Annotated in this window: 19 protein-coding genes; 11 read left to right on the forward strand and 8 right to left on the reverse strand. The window is 34.5% G+C overall.

The annotated features are described in order from the left end of the window. Position 1 precedes the first annotated feature (1 nt). From C7D53_RS11080 to C7D53_RS11115, 8 genes are all read left to right on the forward strand, one after another. Entirely contained in the window at positions 2 to 2,755 is a 2,754-nt protein-coding gene (locus C7D53_RS11080) for a glycosyl hydrolase 108 family protein (RefSeq protein WP_228422290.1), read from the forward strand. A gap of 10 nt (positions 2,756 to 2,765) precedes the next feature. Beyond that, entirely contained in the window at positions 2,766 to 3,665 is a 900-nt protein-coding gene (locus C7D53_RS11085; protein ID WP_162926149.1) for a hypothetical protein, read from the forward strand. Positions 3,666 to 3,682: 17 nt separating this feature from the next. Then, on the forward strand, positions 3,683 to 4,786 hold the full coding sequence (locus tag C7D53_RS11090; protein WP_106916539.1) for an SH3 domain-containing protein: 1,104 nt from the start codon (positions 3,683 to 3,685) through the stop codon (positions 4,784 to 4,786). 12 nt (positions 4,787 to 4,798) lie between these two features. Next, positions 4,799 to 5,275, forward strand: a complete 477-nt coding sequence (locus C7D53_RS11095) for a hypothetical protein (protein ID WP_162926150.1) — start codon at positions 4,799 to 4,801, stop codon at positions 5,273 to 5,275. Next, positions 5,248 to 5,592, forward strand: a complete 345-nt coding sequence (locus C7D53_RS11100; RefSeq protein WP_106916541.1) for an SH3 domain-containing protein — start codon at positions 5,248 to 5,250, stop codon at positions 5,590 to 5,592. Before C7D53_RS11095 ends, C7D53_RS11100 begins: the two co-directional genes overlap by 28 nt. A gap of 97 nt (positions 5,593 to 5,689) precedes the next feature. Further along, positions 5,690 to 6,253, forward strand: coding sequence for a hypothetical protein (locus C7D53_RS11105; protein WP_162926151.1), 564 nt, complete (start codon positions 5,690 to 5,692; stop codon positions 6,251 to 6,253). Positions 6,254 to 6,300: 47 nt separating this feature from the next. After that, the gene (locus C7D53_RS11110) at positions 6,301 to 6,780 is read left to right on the forward strand and encodes a hypothetical protein (protein ID WP_106916543.1); all 480 of its coding nucleotides are present in this window, start codon (positions 6,301 to 6,303) and stop codon (positions 6,778 to 6,780) included. 247 nt (positions 6,781 to 7,027) lie between these two features. Then, a complete protein-coding gene (locus C7D53_RS11115; RefSeq protein WP_106916544.1) occupies positions 7,028 to 7,870 on the forward strand; it encodes a prephenate dehydrogenase in 843 nt (280 codons plus the stop codon). Between the two features lie 90 nt (positions 7,871 to 7,960). Here the strand turns inward: C7D53_RS11115 and C7D53_RS11120 are convergent, their stop codons facing one another. Then, on the reverse strand, positions 7,961 to 8,629 hold the full coding sequence (locus C7D53_RS11120) for a hypothetical protein (protein ID WP_106916545.1): 669 nt from the start codon (positions 8,627 to 8,629) through the stop codon (positions 7,961 to 7,963). Positions 8,630 to 8,803: 174 nt separating this feature from the next. Here C7D53_RS11120 and C7D53_RS11125 point away from each other — a divergent pair, with 174 nt between their 5' ends. The 3 genes from C7D53_RS11125 to C7D53_RS11135 are packed head-to-tail and all read left to right on the forward strand — an operon-like array spanning position 8,804 to position 11,311. Beyond that, positions 8,804 to 9,076 (forward strand): DUF2089 family protein, encoded by a 273-nt coding sequence (locus C7D53_RS11125; protein WP_076353689.1) that lies wholly within the window; start codon positions 8,804 to 8,806, stop codon positions 9,074 to 9,076. A gap of 10 nt (positions 9,077 to 9,086) precedes the next feature. Further along, complete coding sequence (locus tag C7D53_RS11130; RefSeq protein WP_106916546.1) at positions 9,087 to 9,668, forward strand: YIP1 family protein; 582 nt, start codon at positions 9,087 to 9,089, stop codon at positions 9,666 to 9,668. 5 nt (positions 9,669 to 9,673) lie between these two features. Continuing rightward, complete coding sequence (locus C7D53_RS11135) at positions 9,674 to 11,311, forward strand: serine hydrolase domain-containing protein (protein ID WP_106916547.1); 1,638 nt, start codon at positions 9,674 to 9,676, stop codon at positions 11,309 to 11,311. Positions 11,312 to 11,485: 174 nt separating this feature from the next. Here the strand turns inward: C7D53_RS11135 and C7D53_RS11140 are convergent, their stop codons facing one another. The 7 genes from C7D53_RS11140 to C7D53_RS11170 form a co-directional block, all read right to left on the reverse strand. Continuing rightward, a complete protein-coding gene (locus tag C7D53_RS11140; RefSeq protein ID WP_106916745.1) occupies positions 11,486 to 12,904 on the reverse strand; it encodes an L-serine ammonia-lyase in 1,419 nt (472 codons plus the stop codon). Positions 12,905 to 13,001: 97 nt separating this feature from the next. Beyond that, a complete protein-coding gene (locus C7D53_RS11145) occupies positions 13,002 to 14,345 on the reverse strand; it encodes an ammonium transporter (RefSeq protein WP_106916548.1) in 1,344 nt (447 codons plus the stop codon). Between the two features lie 103 nt (positions 14,346 to 14,448). Next, the gene (locus C7D53_RS11150) at positions 14,449 to 15,096 is read right to left on the reverse strand and encodes an alpha/beta hydrolase (protein WP_106916549.1); all 648 of its coding nucleotides are present in this window, start codon (positions 15,094 to 15,096) and stop codon (positions 14,449 to 14,451) included. A gap of 200 nt (positions 15,097 to 15,296) precedes the next feature. After that, positions 15,297 to 15,926, reverse strand: a complete 630-nt coding sequence (locus C7D53_RS11155) for a YceI family protein (protein WP_106916550.1) — start codon at positions 15,924 to 15,926, stop codon at positions 15,297 to 15,299. 78 nt (positions 15,927 to 16,004) lie between these two features. Next, the gene (locus tag C7D53_RS11160) at positions 16,005 to 16,571 is read right to left on the reverse strand and encodes a YceI family protein (protein WP_106916551.1); all 567 of its coding nucleotides are present in this window, start codon (positions 16,569 to 16,571) and stop codon (positions 16,005 to 16,007) included. Between the two features lie 141 nt (positions 16,572 to 16,712). Next, positions 16,713 to 17,762, reverse strand: a complete 1,050-nt coding sequence (locus C7D53_RS11165) for a glucokinase (protein WP_106916552.1) — start codon at positions 17,760 to 17,762, stop codon at positions 16,713 to 16,715. A gap of 116 nt (positions 17,763 to 17,878) precedes the next feature. Next, complete coding sequence (locus C7D53_RS11170; protein ID WP_076353682.1) at positions 17,879 to 18,442, reverse strand: hypothetical protein; 564 nt, start codon at positions 18,440 to 18,442, stop codon at positions 17,879 to 17,881. Between the last annotated feature and the right edge of the window lie 22 nt (positions 18,443 to 18,464).

The raw sequence follows: 18,464 nt of genomic DNA on the forward strand, positions 1-18,464 counted from the left end.
TATGGTAGGAATTATTATTGGCAATCAGAATCCTTTGCTGGGAACAACGTACAGCTACGAAATAAAGCCATTTGGTCTCTCGTTTGGCTCAAACAAATATGAATGGTATCTCTACAAGAAACAAAAGAATGGAATATGGAAAGATATTACAGGAAGCCCAAAAACCGGAGAAAAAGTAACCTATAGATTTGGAGAGCCCGGTTTAGGAATAGAGTTTGAAATGAAAGTCTACGAAACCAAACAAGGCATATTACCGGGAATGCCCTCCAGCAAACAATTGGCGGGCAGTATGAAATTGATCCCTACCAGTAATAAAATTCCGAAAATAGAGAAAGTAGTCCTTTTTAACAGAGGGGCAAAAGATGTAAACAAAGCAAGTTATCGTGACACTCTCATTGCACAGGCTCATTGTATCGGCATGTTCAATAAAGACATTGAATTTCATCTTTGGGAAGATGATGCTCCTGGAAAAGGACATAACTCTACGATCAATAAAAACAACCGCCATACCAGAACTTATACAGCAAGAGTTAATGAAAAAGGGATAGCGGAAGTAGGCATTCCGCTGATGTCTGATGAAAGAGTATTAAGGCAAATGGCCAATAAATTTCTCATGCAAGGTGATCAAAATGAAGGAGCTAATCATGAGTATTATATTACAGCCAGCTACTCTGGGAAAATTATGGGAGCCAGCCAAACCAACGTAGATGTAGCTAATCCTGATCATAAAACAGGACAGCAACCAACTCAACCCAAATCTCAACCTCAACAAAACACTCCAAAATTTCCTTCCGGCCAGGGAGGCCCAAGACAACCCGATCCAAAGGGCAATATCATAGAAGCAGTATTTGTCGATAGCTCAGGAAAAGAACTTTCTAAAGTAGCTGTTGGAAATAAAGTACATGTAAGGATTCATTCTAAAAACATGGTGGGTAAATATATTCAGTATGTAATCTGGGAATATGACATGGGATCCAATGATGAAGTATATAGGAGTGGTAATATTAAAATTCCTGCCGATCTCTGTGATACTATGGGCTTTGTCATTACAAAAGATATTTTCAAAAAAGGAGTTGACTCTTTTATTCCGAATGACCCGGATCAAAAAACACAAAACTATTTTATTGAGATTATTTCCAAGGATCTTGCAGCAGAATCTAAGAAATTTGGGGTAAGCTCTGAAGGGTTGCTGACTGTGGAAAATCCGCTGAGTCCGTCTGGGGTGCAGAATACACCAGCACCCAACAGCAAAAATTGTGCAGGTAAGTATTGCATTGATAAAAATGCGCCACCTAGCGAACTGATCAGAGAAATCAATATTCGTTTATCTGGATTTGGAGGAAATGTACCAACAGACAAATTTACCGACAGAACGGAGAAGATGGTTAAACAGTTTCAAAAAGACTATATGAAAGTTTCCGAAACAGGTAAAGTATGTGGAAATGTTTTAAGAGCTATTGATGAGTTTTCTAAAAACTTCGATATTAGGGCAGCTCTTTGGGCACAATTAAAATGTAGCTGTTCTACAAAAGGGAAAAAAGTAACTAGTAAACTTCGCGGTGTTCAGGAAGTTAATAATTGTACAAATTTCGGTGATGCTACAGGAAGGAATACATATAAGAAAAATGTTAAAGATGAGGCTTTTAATATGTATGAATATCCTGGGATTCATAGATCACTTTTGTTTGGGTTCAAAGCATTACAATTTTATTTTAGCAAGCAGACTACATATAAAATAGATTCTTTTTCTTCAGGATATAGATGTAGATTTAAAAATTTTGCCACAACAAACCATCAAGGCAAAGCAATTGATATGCAGTTTAGCAAAGGAACTTGGGAAATTAGAGGGCCACAAAAGAAAAATCTCGTAGAATTAAGAAATATGAGAGACAATATATTTATAAAATATTTAGGTGCTCAAAAAGAATGGCCAAATTCAAATTTATTCTCGATAGAACCTATTGATTTATTATATGATGCCAAGGGTAACCCAAGACAAGATCACACCTATAGTTGGATACATATGGATGTTAGAGAATTTGATTCAATTTATTTAGAGGATAAATATTTTTGTAAAAACTCTACAAACTTAAATGGCAAAAGTATTATTCAATTAGCTATTGAATTAGGTTTTACAAATACCTGTAGTTGTTTTGAAACGTATCAATCTCAACAAAACCAAACACCAAGTTCTACTGCTTCAAATTCATGTGAAGATAAATTTAAAAAAGTAGCTCCTATCATTTTAAAACATGAAGGAGGTTATAAAAATGAACCAGCTAAAGATAAAGGAGATCCAACTAATAGAGGGATATCATGGCCTGTTTGGCAAAAGTATGCTAAGGAGGATTTAGGGGTAGAACCAACAAAAGAAAATCAAAAAAAACTAACAGAAGAACAAGCAACTATTATCTATAGAAAAAGATATTGGGAACCAAAAGGTTATTGTGAAATTAATAATTTAAGAGTTGCTCTTATGGTTTATGATTGGAGTATTACTTCTGGAGGAGCTATTAAACAAGTACAAAAATTACTCGTTGATGAATTCAACCAAAGTATTGCAGTTGATGGAGGAATGGGAAAACAAACTGCAAATGCCTTAAATCAACCACAAGATCAAGAAAAATTGTTAACTAGAATAAGCGAAATAAGAAAAGCATATTATGATTATGGAGCTTCTCAAAATTGGTTTTCTCAAGATTATTTAAATGGGCTCAAAATAAGAGTTGATAAATGTTTAAATTACACATTATAGATTTTTAATTATGATTTATAGATTTTTAATATTAGTTTGCCTATTTGGCACAATGATTTCGTGTAAAGGACACGATTCTAAAGACAATAAGATTGTCAATAACCCAATGTTAGAGAGCGTAACTCCCATATCTGAAACATGGCATTGGAGATCAGAAGACAAAAATCAGGAATTCACCATTAAAATTCACAGAATCACTAAAGACTCTTTATTTGCACAATATTGCGCAGTATATAACAATGGACAAAAACTTGACTGTGATTTTGAACAAAATATCAATATAAAAGCAGTTTTTAATAAGAATAAAAATGCATATACTGGTGAATTTCATAGTTTTTTCAATTCTGGAAAAGGAACATGTCTTATAAAAATAGTAGATAAAAATCTAAGTTGGGAAATTATAAAAATACCTGATGGAGAATATTATGCTCCTACTAAATGTATTTTAAAGAAAGAAAAAAACATTGAATCCAAAGACAATACTGGAGCTGAAAAATCTAGGCAAGTAAATAAATCTACTATATTACCTCTAGATTCTAAAAATTTAGCGGAAAGAATTAAATTAGAAACACCCTCCGATAGCAATATTAAAACCTTATTTAAACAAAAGTATCAACTTAATATAGATGCAATTGCGCAAATACCGTCAAAAGGGAATTTTGATTTTTATATTATAAATAATATGAGTGGAGATAGTGATCTAATGTATCTTATCACATTGAAAGAGGGAAAGTTAATCGATGGACTTGAAGTTGGTAATAGTAATGGAGATAGTGATGAAACAACAGTTTTTTCCATTAATGAGAAATATGAAATTTCTATTTACTCTGAAAAAGAAAATAAACGAAAATTAATTACATCATATTTTTTAAATGATATAGGAAAGTTCACTAAACAGAAAGTTCACTAATCTTTTAATAAAACACAATGAAAAATATTTCTTTAAGTTTTATTTTCCTTTTATTTTCTTGCAATGGACAAGAAAATAAAGTTCAATTGAGGAATAACAAAGAAATGAACTCATTAAAAATAGCCCCTTACAATATTACAGATGAAGGAGATGGAACAAAATCAAACTATGATGATCTATCTCTTGAGTTTATCAATAAAGCAAAAAAAATACTCGAGCAAAGAAAGTTCCAATTTCTGGATGAAAACACTTTCAATGTAAAAGAATATAAAAATTCTATAATTGCATTACGTCCAGCAATGTTTCCAGAAGTAGCTATCAGAGATAATAAATTTATTTTCATCCAAGATGCTGGTGCTAACGAACCAGAGTTTATAAATCCGGACTTGTTATATCATTTTAATTCTTATGTATTTTATAATACACCCGTATCCTATGTATGGTTACAAACAAACAATTCAAATCTTTTATATGATTTAGTTGTTTATTATGGATACAATAAGGACAAAAAGCTTGTAGAGTCAATATTTAAAAAATTTGATTTTAATAGTCTTTCTGATATGGAAGAACTTATTTTTATGAATTCCGGCTCCCATAAGGTATTAAAAAGACAAATATTTGATGACATAGAAACAATCATTTATAAAGGTAAGGCTGAAGATTTTTCTTATGCAAAAGAAGGAAATGGCTATCTAAGAATTGGTGAAATTATAAATAAAGTATCATCATCTCCAAAAGAATATTCTGACCCTGAAAAAACAATATCCTATTTATTTGAACGCGAATTAAGAGTAGGAATACAAGGTGACGCTGAAAGTTATATAAATAAAAATCCTAAGTATAAATCAGATCTGGAAAAGAACAATTTTTATGAATTACCTACTTTAAAAGATTATGTAAAATATATCTATCAAAAAGAAAATAATTCCATTTTTATCATTCAAGATGCTGACGGCTATACTAATTTAAGAAAGGACAAGAATTCTTCTTCTCAAATACTACAAAAAATAAACACTGGTGAACAAATTGATGTTTTAAATCAAAGCGGAGATTGGTGGTTGGTAGTTTCTAAAGAAGGAAAAAAGGGATATATCCATAAGAGCAGGATAAAATCTGAATAAATACACCACCAAATGATGAAAACTATTTTAGCTTTATTAATTCTAACAATATCAATCCATTGTCATTCCCAGAAGAAAACCCCTCAGATTTCATCTAAAAGTACCTCAGTTAAAGTTCAAAAAAGTTCTTTTGAAACCTATCTCAATAACGAAGACTTTTTCATAAAAACTTTTGATGTCAATAAAGACGGAATAACAGATAAGGTAGTAAGCAACAAGCCTTATCAGGGGGAAAATTTATTTGTCTTTTTGGGGGATAAGCAGGGAAAATATACATTATCATTGGAAACAAGAAACTTTTCTGAAGATGGAGGCAATATTATTAATGATATCACTCCGCTACCAGACAAAAAGGGTTTTACTATAAAACACACTTCCCTGATCGTGGATACTATGAAAAGGAATATCATATTATCTTACAAAATAAAACATGGATTCTTCAAAACATCATCTATAAAACAATGTCAGATGTTTCACAGGATGCAGTAAAATACATTTGTGATGTTCCTCAAAATATTAATATACAGAAAACCGGATGGACTGATAAAATAGTGCCTATTCCTGAAGAAAATGTAAGAGATAAAAAATGTAGAATAGAAAAAAGTCAAAATACAAATTACTACATTCAAGATGCTGACGGCTATACTAATTTAAGACAAGATAAAAACTCTTCGTCCAAAATACTGCAAAAAATAAAAACCGGGGAACAAGTTGAAGTGTTGGACCAAAATGATGACTGGTGGTCAATCATTTCCAAAGAAGGAAATAAAGGATACATCCATAAAAGCAGAATAAAATCCAGATAAAAATAGCTTCCTTGCCCAGCTCAAGCTATTGAAGTTTCAATTTTTTTAATATCTTTCAGGAACAAAAAACATAAAAACGACCACCGATTCAGGAAACATGACGAAAAAACGATATTTATTTCTTTCAATAACGTCCTTATTCATGTATGCAGCATGCTTGTTTTCCTGCAATAAAGCTCAGGACAATAAAGTCATGAAACCCAAAGAAGTCATCTTCGCCCGTGACAGTACTGCTGTTGAAAGCTATCTTCAACAATCCTATAACCTACGCGTTAAAGATTCCATTAATGGCAGACACTGGGAATATTCAAACATGTACATTTCTCAACAGATTCAGTTCCTTATAAGTTTAGAAAAAAAGAAAGATAATGATAGCATCAAGGGATCATATTTATTCAAAGCTTACGGAAAAATAAAAGAAGAGGGGGTTATTACAGGCATCATAAAAGAAAAAAAAATGGTGATCGAATTTTATCCTACATCGTATCCGGCTGAAGATAAAGGAAAAGCTGAACTTTTGGATGGGAATGAAAAAAACTACCATTACATGAACTGGAATCTGATAAAATCTCCCAAAAAGTCTTCCGTTCCTGAAAAATGTAAGCTCACTAAATTCAGGCCTAGTACTGGTAAAAAAAGAGGTAGAATATATATCAGGTAAATTAACACTCATTATTTAAATATAGAAATAATTTTAACCCACTATTAATGAAAAAAATAAGCTTCATCGCTATTACTCTGTTAATGATGACAGGATGTAAAAACGATACAAAACAGGCAACCAATGAAATCGAAACTCCTAAAAAAGACAGTCCTGTTGTAAAAGCTCCCGCAGAAGAAAAGGCAGTAGAAGAAAGTAAGGAAATTCCTACACTGAAAGAATGCACAGAAAAAACAGTGGAATACGGAAGTGAACAGGAATGTATCTTTCCGAAAAGTACGATGGAAGAGGTTTATCAAAAAACCATCAAGGAGAAGGAAGTGGAAAAATCAGAATTACTTCTTGCAGCATTACCTAAGCAAAGCATTGAAAAAGAAATCAATCAGGATGGTTTGGATATGATCAGCTACAAGGTAACTTCCAATAAAATTGAAATCGAATTTTCATTTGCCGGCGGAGTTACTACACTAGAATTGGAACAGAAAGGTGAAAATGTAAAAAGAACCATTATCCACAGCGCTGATTAAGATATTTCAATAGCTTATGAAGAAAGTATTTCTCTATTTTTTTATTTTGAGATTTGATCTACAGTAAAGAAAGAATCATAAAATTTCTCAACTTTAAAAAATATTTTATACCTTCGCATTGTGAATTTCAACAACGGAACATATTATTATAGAATTTTTAACTCAGATTTGGGATAGGGATTCTTATGAATATAATTTAAAACCTCGTCCTAGGACGAGGTTTTTTTATTTAAAAAAATTGAAAAAGATGAAAATAAGTATTATTGGAGTAGGATTGATCGGAGGTTCAATGGCTTTGAAATTAAGAGAAAAAAACATAGCCAGCTTCATCTATGGTATTGATAACAGCAAGCAGCATATTAACGAAGCATTAGATTTGAAAATAATTGATGCTGAAGCAGATCTGGAACAGGGAGTTAAAGATTCAGACCTTATTATTCTTGCCATTCCGGTAGATTCTGCAAGAAAGTTATTGCCAAGTGTCCTGGATCTTATATCAGATCATCAGACCGTTATGGATGCCGGTTCTACCAAGGCAGGGATCGTGGGTGCTGTTAAAAACCACCCGAAACGCTCAAGATTTGTAGCTTTTCACCCGATGTGGGGTACTGAAAACAATGGTCCAAAGTCTGCCATTGCCGAAAGTTTCTCAGGAAAGGCAGGGGTGATCTGTAACAAAGAAGAATCTGCAGAAGATGCACTCAATGTAGTTGAAACAGTGGTAAACGCCCTTGATATGCACATGATTTACATGAATGCAGAAGACCATGATGTCCATACCGCTTATATCTCCCATATTTCTCACATTACATCCTATGCCCTGGCCAATACGGTATTGGAAAAGGAACGTGAAGAAGAAACCATCTTTCAGCTTGCCAGTTCAGGTTTCTCAAGTACGGTACGTCTTGCAAAATCTCATCCTGAAATGTGGGTTCCCATCTTCAAACAAAACAAAGAAAACGTATTGGATGTTTTGAATGAGCATATCACCCAGCTCAGAAAATTCAAGGCTGCTCTGGAAAAAGAAAACTACGAATACCTTGAAGAGCTTATTACCAATGCAAACAGAATTAGAGGAATATTAAGATAAAAAGATACATCTTCAAAAGCAAAAGCCACAGAAGTTCTTTAGTAGTAAACTTCTGTGGCTTTTATGCTTAGATAATAGTATTGAATATACTTAAAATTTTATCATCAATCCTACTCCATTTCTGTCATTAAGCACATAATAATCCGGATTAAATTTTCTTACTCCCGCGGTGCTGTAATGATCCATTGCGTCTTTCATCTGTGAATGCCCCACCAACTTAAGTACCACCCCGGCTCCAGCGCCTATAAGACCAATGATAAGAGGTACGGAAGAACCTTTTGCTTCGCCATTTTTCACTCCATTATTCTCAGCCTTAGAAAGATTCGAAACCCCTCCAATGACAAAAGAAGCTGCACCTCCAATAACAAGAACGGTCCCAATATTATTTATTGTTCGTCCTTTCATATATAGTGGATCTTTTTGTTGAAGCAAATAATCTTTGATGTCTTTTTTAGAAGTCAGCTTGGCTATTTCCATACCCTTAGCTGCTTCTCCCGAATTTTCTTCTGGTATAAGCCCCACTCCACTTTTTCCATCTTCCTGAATGCCCTTCACAGAATTATCATAAAGAAATTCTTCAGCTCCATTCTGAATATTAGTGTAAGTAACTTTTCCTTTACTATAAATTAAATTTTTGTAGGATATTTTCTGATTATCCTGAGTAATAATAATTCCTTTTTTCGAAGATTCAGGAATGCTGATCTGTGAGTACAACGCCAATGAAACAACAGCAAATAGAACTGTTAGAACTTTTCTCATGTTATTTAGTTTTTTTGGCAAAAATATTCGTTTTTATATAGAAAACAAATATTCTTTTATTTTTTCTAGGATTAGAGCTTAATAAAATTCTATTCAAGAAGATGATTTTAATAAAATTAAAAAATATTTTAACTTTATTAAAAAAAGTATTACTTTAGTAAAAAAATATAATCCATGAAGTTACCCATTGTCTGCCCAAGTTGTGACCATACCTTAAACGTAAGCCAGATGAAATGCCCGAGTTGCAAAACAGAAGTAAGTGGTGATTATGAATTACCGGTTCTCCTGAAGCTAAACCGTGAGGAACAGGACTTTGTTCTCAATTTTTTTCTATCCAGCGGAAGCATCAAGGAAATGGCCAAACAGGCAGGTCTATCCTACCCAACCATGAGAAATAAAATGGATGACCTGATCACAAAGGTTGAACAATTGAAAACTAACCTGTAAACTCATTCATATGAACTGGAAATCCATCTTTAACCCGTTTGAAAAATTTGATGAGAAATTACTCCTCTGTATCGGAATTCTTACAGTAATTATTTCTATTGGAATAGGATATTGGACAGAATCTAGCTTTAGCAGTATATATAGAATCAATAATTTAGAGAATCCCTCATTAAAAATGATAACAGCATCTACTTTAATAAGCTTCTCTGCAGCCATTGTCGTTCTTTTTATTTTAGGAAAATGTCTCAACAAAAAGACCAGAATTATTGATATTGTAAATACCGTTTTAATATCCCAGCTCTTTCTGATTATCTTACAGTTGTCCAAAAAGATCCCTTACATTAAGACCGCCGGAAAAAATATTGTACAATATCAGTCGAATACTTCAGGGACGTTCCCATTTCTGGATTTTGTGATCACAATATCCATGACTATTATTGCCATTACCATTCTCATATATAGTTTTACCCTTTATTACAACGGCTTCAAAACCGCAACCAATATTAAAAAATGGCAGCATATTGTACTATTTTGTGCAGTGTCCTTGATCAGTATCCTGATCTGCCAGATTACAATAACTAAAATTATTTAAATACTATGAAAATCAAATTATTACTAGTGCTGGTATTCCTGGCACATCTTTGTCACGCCCAAATTGAAGGAATATGGAACGGAGAAGTAGACACCCAATCCATGAAACTTCCAATTGTTCTTACAATATCAAAAGAATCAAAAGGCTATACTTCTTCGCTTATCAGTCCCAAACAAAGTTCTAAGGAAATTCCTGTAGATAAAATTGATTTCAATAACAATGAACTCACTTTTGAAATAGAAAAGATTAATGCTACCTACAAAGGAAGCTATAAAACAGACCATTTTGAAGGAAATCTTTTACAGCATGGAAAAACAATGGCTTTAAATCTTTACAGGGATAAAAAATCTGAAAGCTCTGACGTTCCTTACCTTAGTGGAAAGCCTATCAATACACAGAAGATTGATGATTTTTTAAATTATATGGTTCAAAACAACCAAGTGATTGGAAGTGTTTCCATCTTCAGAAACGGAGCACAAGTCTATCAAAAAGATTTTGGACAGCAGCTTTTACCTAATGTTACCTATGATAAAAACACGGCATATCAGATAGGTTCCATTAGTAAGCTAATCACCGCAGTAATGCTTCTTCAGCTTGTAGAAACAGAAAAGTTAAAACTAAGCGATCCACTTTCTAAATTTTATCCTGAAATTCCCAACGCCAAAAAAATCACCATCCAAACAATGCTTAACCACACCAGCGGATTGGGAGATTATGTAGGAAAATCTATCGAAAACAATTGGCTTTTTGGAAAACCGGTAGGTGACAAGGCTATTATACAAGCCATCAGGAAAGAAGGGATAAGCTTTAAGCCCGGAGAAAAAATGGTCTATTCCAATTCAGCTTACTTTCTTTTGAGCAGGATTTTGGAAAAAATACACAATAAACCTTATAATGAGATTTTAAAGGAAAACATTCTGGAAAAAGTTAAAATGCCTCATACTTTTTCAGTTCTTGACAACCCAAAGAATATTTTTAAATCCTACGAACTAGAAGATAAGAAATGGATTGAAGTTAAAGATTTTGATTTTCATAACTGTATTGGATTAGGTGATATTACTTCTACTCCTGAAGACCTGAATATCTTTATCAATGCATTATTCAATGGTCAGTTTATCCAGAAAGAAACCCTTGATATGATGATTTCCAACAAGAATGAAAAACACTTTGGCTTAGGAATTATGAAAATGCCATTTTACAATATTACCTTATACGGGCATGGAGGGGATACAGCAGGAAGCCATTCTACGGTGGGTTTCGAACCAAACGATCAATTATCCTATGCCGTTACCATCAATGGTCAGGAGTTTCCACATAATAGTTTCTATGTTGCTCTTTTGAATTTAATATATGGCAGAGAATATCAATATCCTGTATTTGAGAGTCCTAAACTTCCGGCAGCTGAACTGGAAAAATACATAGGAGATTATGCTTCAAAGGATATCAATTTAGGATTAAAGGTATTTGTCAAAAATGGGACACTCTTTGCCCAAGGGACTAACCAGCCTGAGTTTCTTTTAACTTCTGTAGCAAAGGATCAGTTTACCTTCGACAAAGCAGGGCTAAATCTCATTTTTATCCCTGAAAGTAATCAGCTTAAACTTACACAAGGAGGGAAAACTTACCTGTTCACCAAAAAATAAATAAAAGACTTTCTAATTATCCCCAAAAACTTCAATATTACAAGTTAAAATGTAAGAGTTCCTCTCTTCTGGAAGGATTTCAAGTCAAAAATTTGAAGGGTTGTTTCAAAGTACAATAAAAAATCCTTAGACGTATTATCTAAGGATTTTTTGTATTTTAAAATACTATTTTTATTAACATTCAGGGACGTTCACTGCAATAGCCAATCCGCCCTCGGAGGTTTCCTTGAAACGGTCACTCATTGACAAAGCTGTTTCCCACATGGTTTGGATAACTTCATCCAATGTTACTTTAGCCTTGGTAGGATCGCTTTCCAATGCAATATTAGCGGCGGTAATGGCTTTCATGGCTCCCATTGTATTTCTTTCAATACACGGAATCTGTACAAGGCCCTTGATTGGGTCGCAGGTTAATCCAAGGTGATGTTCCATTGCAATTTCGGCTGCCATCAATACTTGTCCCACGCTTCCCCCTAAAATTTCGGTAAGTCCGGCTGCTGCCATTGCTGATGAAACTCCAATTTCGGCCTGGCAGCCTCCCATTGCAGCAGAGATGGTCGCATTTTTTTTGAATAAAGTTCCGATTTCCCCTGCTACCAGTAGAAAACGTACAATATCTTCATCACTTATAGATTCTGTAAAGGCCTGTGAATACATTAAAACTGCAGGAATTACACCACTTGCACCATTGGTAGGCGCTGTAATAATTCTTCCGAAGCTTGCATTTTCTTCATTTACTGCCAGTGCAAAACAAGCAATCCATTTATTGATATTGGTGAAGTTTTCTTCGGCATCAACAACCTGCTGAAACCATTCATCTTTATTTTTATAGATTTTGTCGCCTAATAGTTTTCTGTTGATTCCCGCTGCTCTTCGGGAAACATTTAATCCGCCGGGAAGAATTCCTTCTTTATTGACCCCTTTATAGATACATTCTTTGATTTGCTGCCAAATATAAAGTGCTTCCTCTCTTGTTTCTTCCTGAGTTCTCCAGCTTTCTTCGTTGATTAAAATTAAATCTGAAATTTTATCAAATCCTAATCTCTGGCAATATTTTGCAATATCAGAAGCTTTATGACAAGGATATAATGTACGTACGCATTGTTTTTCTATGGAGTTTTTTTCCTGGCTTGCGATAAAACCTCCACCTACAGAATAAAAATCCTGAACAAGTTCAGTCCCATCTTCAAAAACAGCCCTAAATATCATTCCATTAGGATGAAAATCAAGGGATTTTTTCATATTTAAAATCAAGTGATGTCCATAGACAAATGGAATTTCTTTCTCACCACCCAGATTAATGGTCTGTGTATCTTTTATGTATGCTATTTTCTCATCAATTTTTGAAGTATTGATGGTCTTGAAGTCTTCGCCATTTAAACCGAGCATTCCCGCAATATCGGTTCCGTGCCCAATTCCCGTTTTGGCAAGTGAGCCAAAAAATTCAAGAAAAACTTCTTTAACTTCAGCTATTGATCTTTCTCTTTTTATAATTCTAATGAACGCAGATGCTGCATTCCATGGTCCCATCGTGTGCGAACTGGACGGGCCTATTCCTACTTTAATAATCTCAAAAACCGATATTGATTCCATAAATGATTCTTCATTTTCCTCAAAGCAAAGATACATGATAAATCTTAATAAAAATCAGGTTTCAGCAGGGATTAATGATAATTTAAGAATGAAAAAATCATTGGAGACTCTCTTCATGCTGAGAAAGATCAAGGCCTTTATTTTCAGAATCTTCGGAAACCCTTAGCGTAATAATAGAATCTGTAATTTTATATAAAAGCAGGGATCCAAAAAAGGTAAAGATCGAAACCAGAAGCAGGGCTGCCATATGATGAAGAAATACCTCAACACCTCCATGCAGCAGACTTGCATTTTCGCCATGCGCAAAAATAGCAGTCAGGATCATTCCCATAATTCCGCCCACACCGTGACAGGCAAAAACATCAAGGGTGTCATCAATCTTTTTTAAAACTCTCCAATTAACCATCACATTAGAAACAATGGCGGAAATAAAACCTATAAAAAGGCTTTCCTGAATGCTGACAAATCCACATCCGGGAGTAATGGCTACCAGCCCCACCACAGCACCTATGCAGGCTCCTAATGCAGAAACACTTCTTCCATTGATTCTATCGAAGAATATCCAGGTGATCATTGCTGAAGCAGAGGCTATCGTAGTTGTTCCAAAGGCTGTGGCTGCAGAGGCTGAAGCACTTAATGCTGATCCGGCATTAAATCCAAACCAACCAAACCACAGCATTCCTGTACCCAAAAGCACATAAGGAATATTAGACGGTTCATGATGGGGCATTTTCCTATTTCCTAGAACCAAGGCGCCTGCAAGTGCTGCAAAACCGGCACTCATATGCACCACGGTTCCCCCTGCAAAATCTTTTACTCCAAAATATTTATTCAGGAGACCATCAGGATGCCAAACCATATGGCAAAGTGGCGTATAAATGAAAAGGGAGAAAAGAACAATAAATAAAAGATAGGAAATGAAGCGAACTCTTTCTGCAAAAGAACCTGTAATAATTGCAGGAGTAATAACTGCAAACTTCATCTGAAACAGTGCAAAAAGAATAAAAGGAATGGTAGAAGCCATCATTTTATGAGGGAAGACTCCCACTCCATTAAAGAACGGATAGCTTAGCGGATTTCCTATAATCCCATAATGTTTCCCGTTTATATTAAATCCTAAGGACTCACCAAAAGATAAGGAGAAGCCAACAACGATCCATAAAATCGAGATAACCCCCAAAGCAATAAAGCTTTGCAGCATGGTGGAAATCACATTTTTCTTACCAACCATTCCTCCATAGAAAAAGGAAAGGCCGGGAGTCATCAGTAAAACAAGGCCTGCCGCTGCAAGAATCCATGCTACGTCCGCACCTACAATTTTGTCTTCGCCTAGGAATTCACCGGAATTGATAACCTCTGAAGTCGGGCTCCAGAATAAACCACCAATTGCCACAAGGGCAACAATAGAGAACGAAACGATCCATTTTAATCCTATTTTCATAAAATTTCATATTTAACCCTATCAAATTTAAACATAAAACCTTACAAAAATGCATTTTTAACAAATCAACCCTATAAAAAAACTATCCAACCAATAATATTATCTATTTTTCCTGAAACACTTCACTTAGTATTTTGGAAACTTCCTTGGATTTGGTAGCGGGAAATAAGTGAGTTCCACCTTTAATTACATAGTCTGGTTTTGAGTAGCGCACTGGAAAAACAATATCCTTATCTCCCAATATCTGGATCACCTTTGGATTTTCCTCAAATTTCCATTCGGAAACTTTCTCTACAGACCATTTTAAATAATAAGGATCTCTGACTTTGAAATATTGTAAAAGTTTTGGATTTTTGGGATCAAAAAGTTTTCGTACTAAGGCATATACACTGGCGGCCTTGGTATTAAACAACCCTACAGGAAGCATTCTGGGGATCTTTGTTACTTCACCGGTCTTGATAAATTTAGACTTTTCTTTATCTGATTTGATACTTCCCAGGATAACTACTTTTTCTGCAGGCTTCAGCTGATTGATCTCCTGCACCATAATTCCTCCAAAAGAATATCCCAGGAGACAAAATGGTTCTGAAGCATCAACCTTCTCTGCCATTCGTTCTACATAAGCATGAAAAGGTTCATCTTTTTCAGGAATGAGCCAATCTATAAAAACCAATTCATAATCCTTAGGAAACTCTATTCTTTCAAGCACCTTAAAGTCTGCTCCAAGACCGCTTACAATATAAATTTTCATAGTACTAAATTATAAAAAATACGGTAAAAGGAAATGGTTTACATCTAAAGAATATGATTAATCTGAAAGAATATTTCTAGTGTTTATTTTCTGACAAACCTAGATTTTATCTTAGGGTTTAACCCTTAGCTGACGAATTTCCACAAAAAAAAGAGCAGCTCATTAGAACCGCTCATTTTTTATCAATATAGTATTTAATCTTATTTTTTCTTTTTAACAGGAACTCTGTTATCGTTATCCAGAAGTTCTGTAGAAACTTTAAACTGAATATCCATTTCATTCTTGATGAAATAATCTTTTAATGAAGATTGATAGAACACCTTAAAGTCTCTTCTGTTCAGAGAGAATTTAGCAGACTCAATAGATGTTGTAAACTGAGTAACATAGACATTCGCAGGGAAAGAGATTGTTTTTCTCACTCCTTTAAGGGTAAGGTCTCCGTATACGGTAGAATTGTACTCACTGTTTGCTAAAGGAATAATTTTAGTCAAATGGAACTTGGCTACAGGGAATTTTTTTACTTCAAAGAAGTTGGTACTTTTCAGGTCATTAGTAAGCTTGATCTGATCTTCATCAGAAACATCTCCTGCCATCATACTTCTCATATCTATTATAAATTCTCCGTCTACCAAAACGGTGTGGTCAAAGTTGAACTTCCCGCTCTTCAGTTTTACAGTTCCAGAATGTGAGGAAGCTTGGGTTTTTACAACCTTATATCCCCACCATCTGATCTCTGATGAAGTCACCTTTGATACCTTATCAAATTTCTTTTGAGCAGAAACAAATGATATACTTGCGCACACCATAGCAAACAATAGTAATCTTTTCATTCTTTTTTATTTACAATTCAACAAAAATAAAAAAAAGTGTAGAACTTCTACACTTTTAATAATCTTTTTTTGATTAATTTATTGAGCAGTCACCTTAACTAGCATATCAATATCATCTTTCACAAAAACATCCTGCATTGTAGACTTGTAAGCTACATCAAATTTCTGTCTGTCGAAAGAGAATTTGTTAGATACTAAACTTACTACTCCTTTGCTGTAAGAAATCTTAGCCGGGAAAGTAACCGGGCTTGTTTTTCCTTTTAAAGTAAGGGTTCCTGTTACTAAAGAATTATAAACTTTATCGTTGTTTTTCTTTACTCCTGTAATTTTAAAAGTAGCAGTAGGGAATTTTTCAACTTCAAAGAAGTCACCATTCTTAAGGTGTCCGTTTAATTTTTGCTGATACTCTCCTGTAAGGTCAGTAGCATTAATAGAAGTCATATCCAATACGAAGCTTCCTCCTACAAGTTGGTTTCCTTTCATAACCATGTCTCCAGACTTCACTTTTACAGTTCCGTCGTGAGAACTTGCCTCAGATTTTGCCACTTTATATCCCCACCAGTGAACATCAGATGCAACTACTTTTTTGGACTGTCCGAAAGCTAAACCACCAGCTAAAACTGCTAATAAAAATATTTTTTTCATTGATAGAATTGTTTACTTATTTATTGATGCAAATGTAGCCATCTTATTTGATAGATTTCATTGATGTATATCAAGAAAATTAATTATTTTCATGAATAATATCATCCTATAAAAAAACTCCGAATTTCTTCGGAGCTCTCTTTATTCTTGATAGTAGGCTGTATAAAGTGCCATACCTTTTAATGCAGTGTGATTTTGCTTGACCAGATAGATCGGGATGTTTCTAAGCATTCCCTCCATTTTATCACTGATCTTGAATTTTTCATAAAATTTAGTCTTATCAACATATTCTATGACCATCTGAGGGATATCCCCTGCAATCAGTAATCCTCCGGTTGCTTTCAGTTTTAAGGTCAGGTTATTGGCTTCTCTTGCCAAAAACTCCAGGAAAGTATCTAAAGCGATTTTGCAGATTAAAACATTATCTTCTACTGCCGCTCTGTAAAGTTCCTGAGCGAAGTTTCCGTTAGTAAGACGTTCTCCCAGCCATTCCGGTTCAGGATGTCTTTTCACATCTCTTAAGAATCTATAGATATTAAATAGTCCTGTCTTGGAAAGTACATTTTCCCAACTTACAATTCCATAGATGTTATTTAAGAATTGATAGAACTCAACTTCTACATTGGTTCTTGGTGAAAACTCAGAATGTCCTCCCTCCGTTGCAAAAGGCCTTAGGTTTTTCCCGTCAAAGAAATATCCTGCCTCTCCAAGTCCGTTTCCGGGTGCAAGGATTGCAACATTTCCTTTTTCAAGATGGCCGCTGGTATAGATTGCTTCAAGATCACTGTCTTCAAGAAGAGCCATTCCGTAAGCAGATGCTTCCATATCATTCAGCATATCTACTTTCTCGAAGCCGAAGTCTCTTTTAAACTCTTCAACGTCTAAGTTCCAGCCCAATCTTGCAGGGCTACTTTTACCGTCAATAACCGGTCCCGGCACTGCCATTCCCAGACGTTGTACATTCTCAAGCTGATTGTCCTGGATAAACTTTCTTAGAATATCATTAAAGGAAGCATATTCCTTGGTAGAATATGTATTTTGAATTTTTATCTCAAGACCTCCGTTACCGGAAACGAAATAGCCTAAGATTGTTACATCTTCACGGAGGCTTGCCCCAATGATAGAAACATTATCATTATTACTGTTCTCTACTCCTGGTAAATAAAGTGGAAATTTTGGATTCAGAATCATAACCTCAAATTTTACCAAATATAATAATTGTTTTCGTAAATCCTGCACAGAACAAAAAAACCTTTCCACTTTCGTGAAAAGGTTTTGGTTAATAATTGTTTATATATTAAATCTAACTACTTTCCTAATGGAATATTATAACCGAATCCTACTCCGATATTCCCCACATTATAGTCCTGACCAACTAAATCTCCTTTTGTTCCTACAAAAACCTTTTGGTATTGTACGAAGAAGTTCCAGTCTCTGTTGTGGTATCCGATCTCCGGTTTAATGTAGAAACCACCATTGGCTCTTTCTACATTTGTGTTGGAAGCTACTGTTTTATCTCCAACCAAGAACCCGTATCCTAAGTCAGTTCCAAAATAGAAACCAGTTTGCTTTGGATAAATTCTTACTAAAGCTGCTACAGGAACTACTCCTACATCATTATTTTTATAACCGTTATTTTCTTTTCCAAAATAGTGAGTATATCCTGTTGCGATACCTAAACCAAACCCAGGAGTAATCAAGTTCTGATAAGCAACATCCACTCCTACTGCAGCGGAAAGATTATCTGAGGGAACTGCCAAACCAACATTCGCACCTACCTTGATCATATTAGTCATTTTTGAGTCCTGTGCGCTTGCTATACCTGCTGTTAAAATTCCAGCTAGCAATATTGCTTGTTTAAACATTTTCATAACTCTAATTTTTTAAATTTTA

Origin of the sequence: Chryseobacterium aurantiacum (genome assembly GCF_003020585.1) — a bacterium.
GTDB lineage: Bacteria > Bacteroidota > Bacteroidia > Flavobacteriales > Weeksellaceae > Chryseobacterium > Chryseobacterium aurantiacum.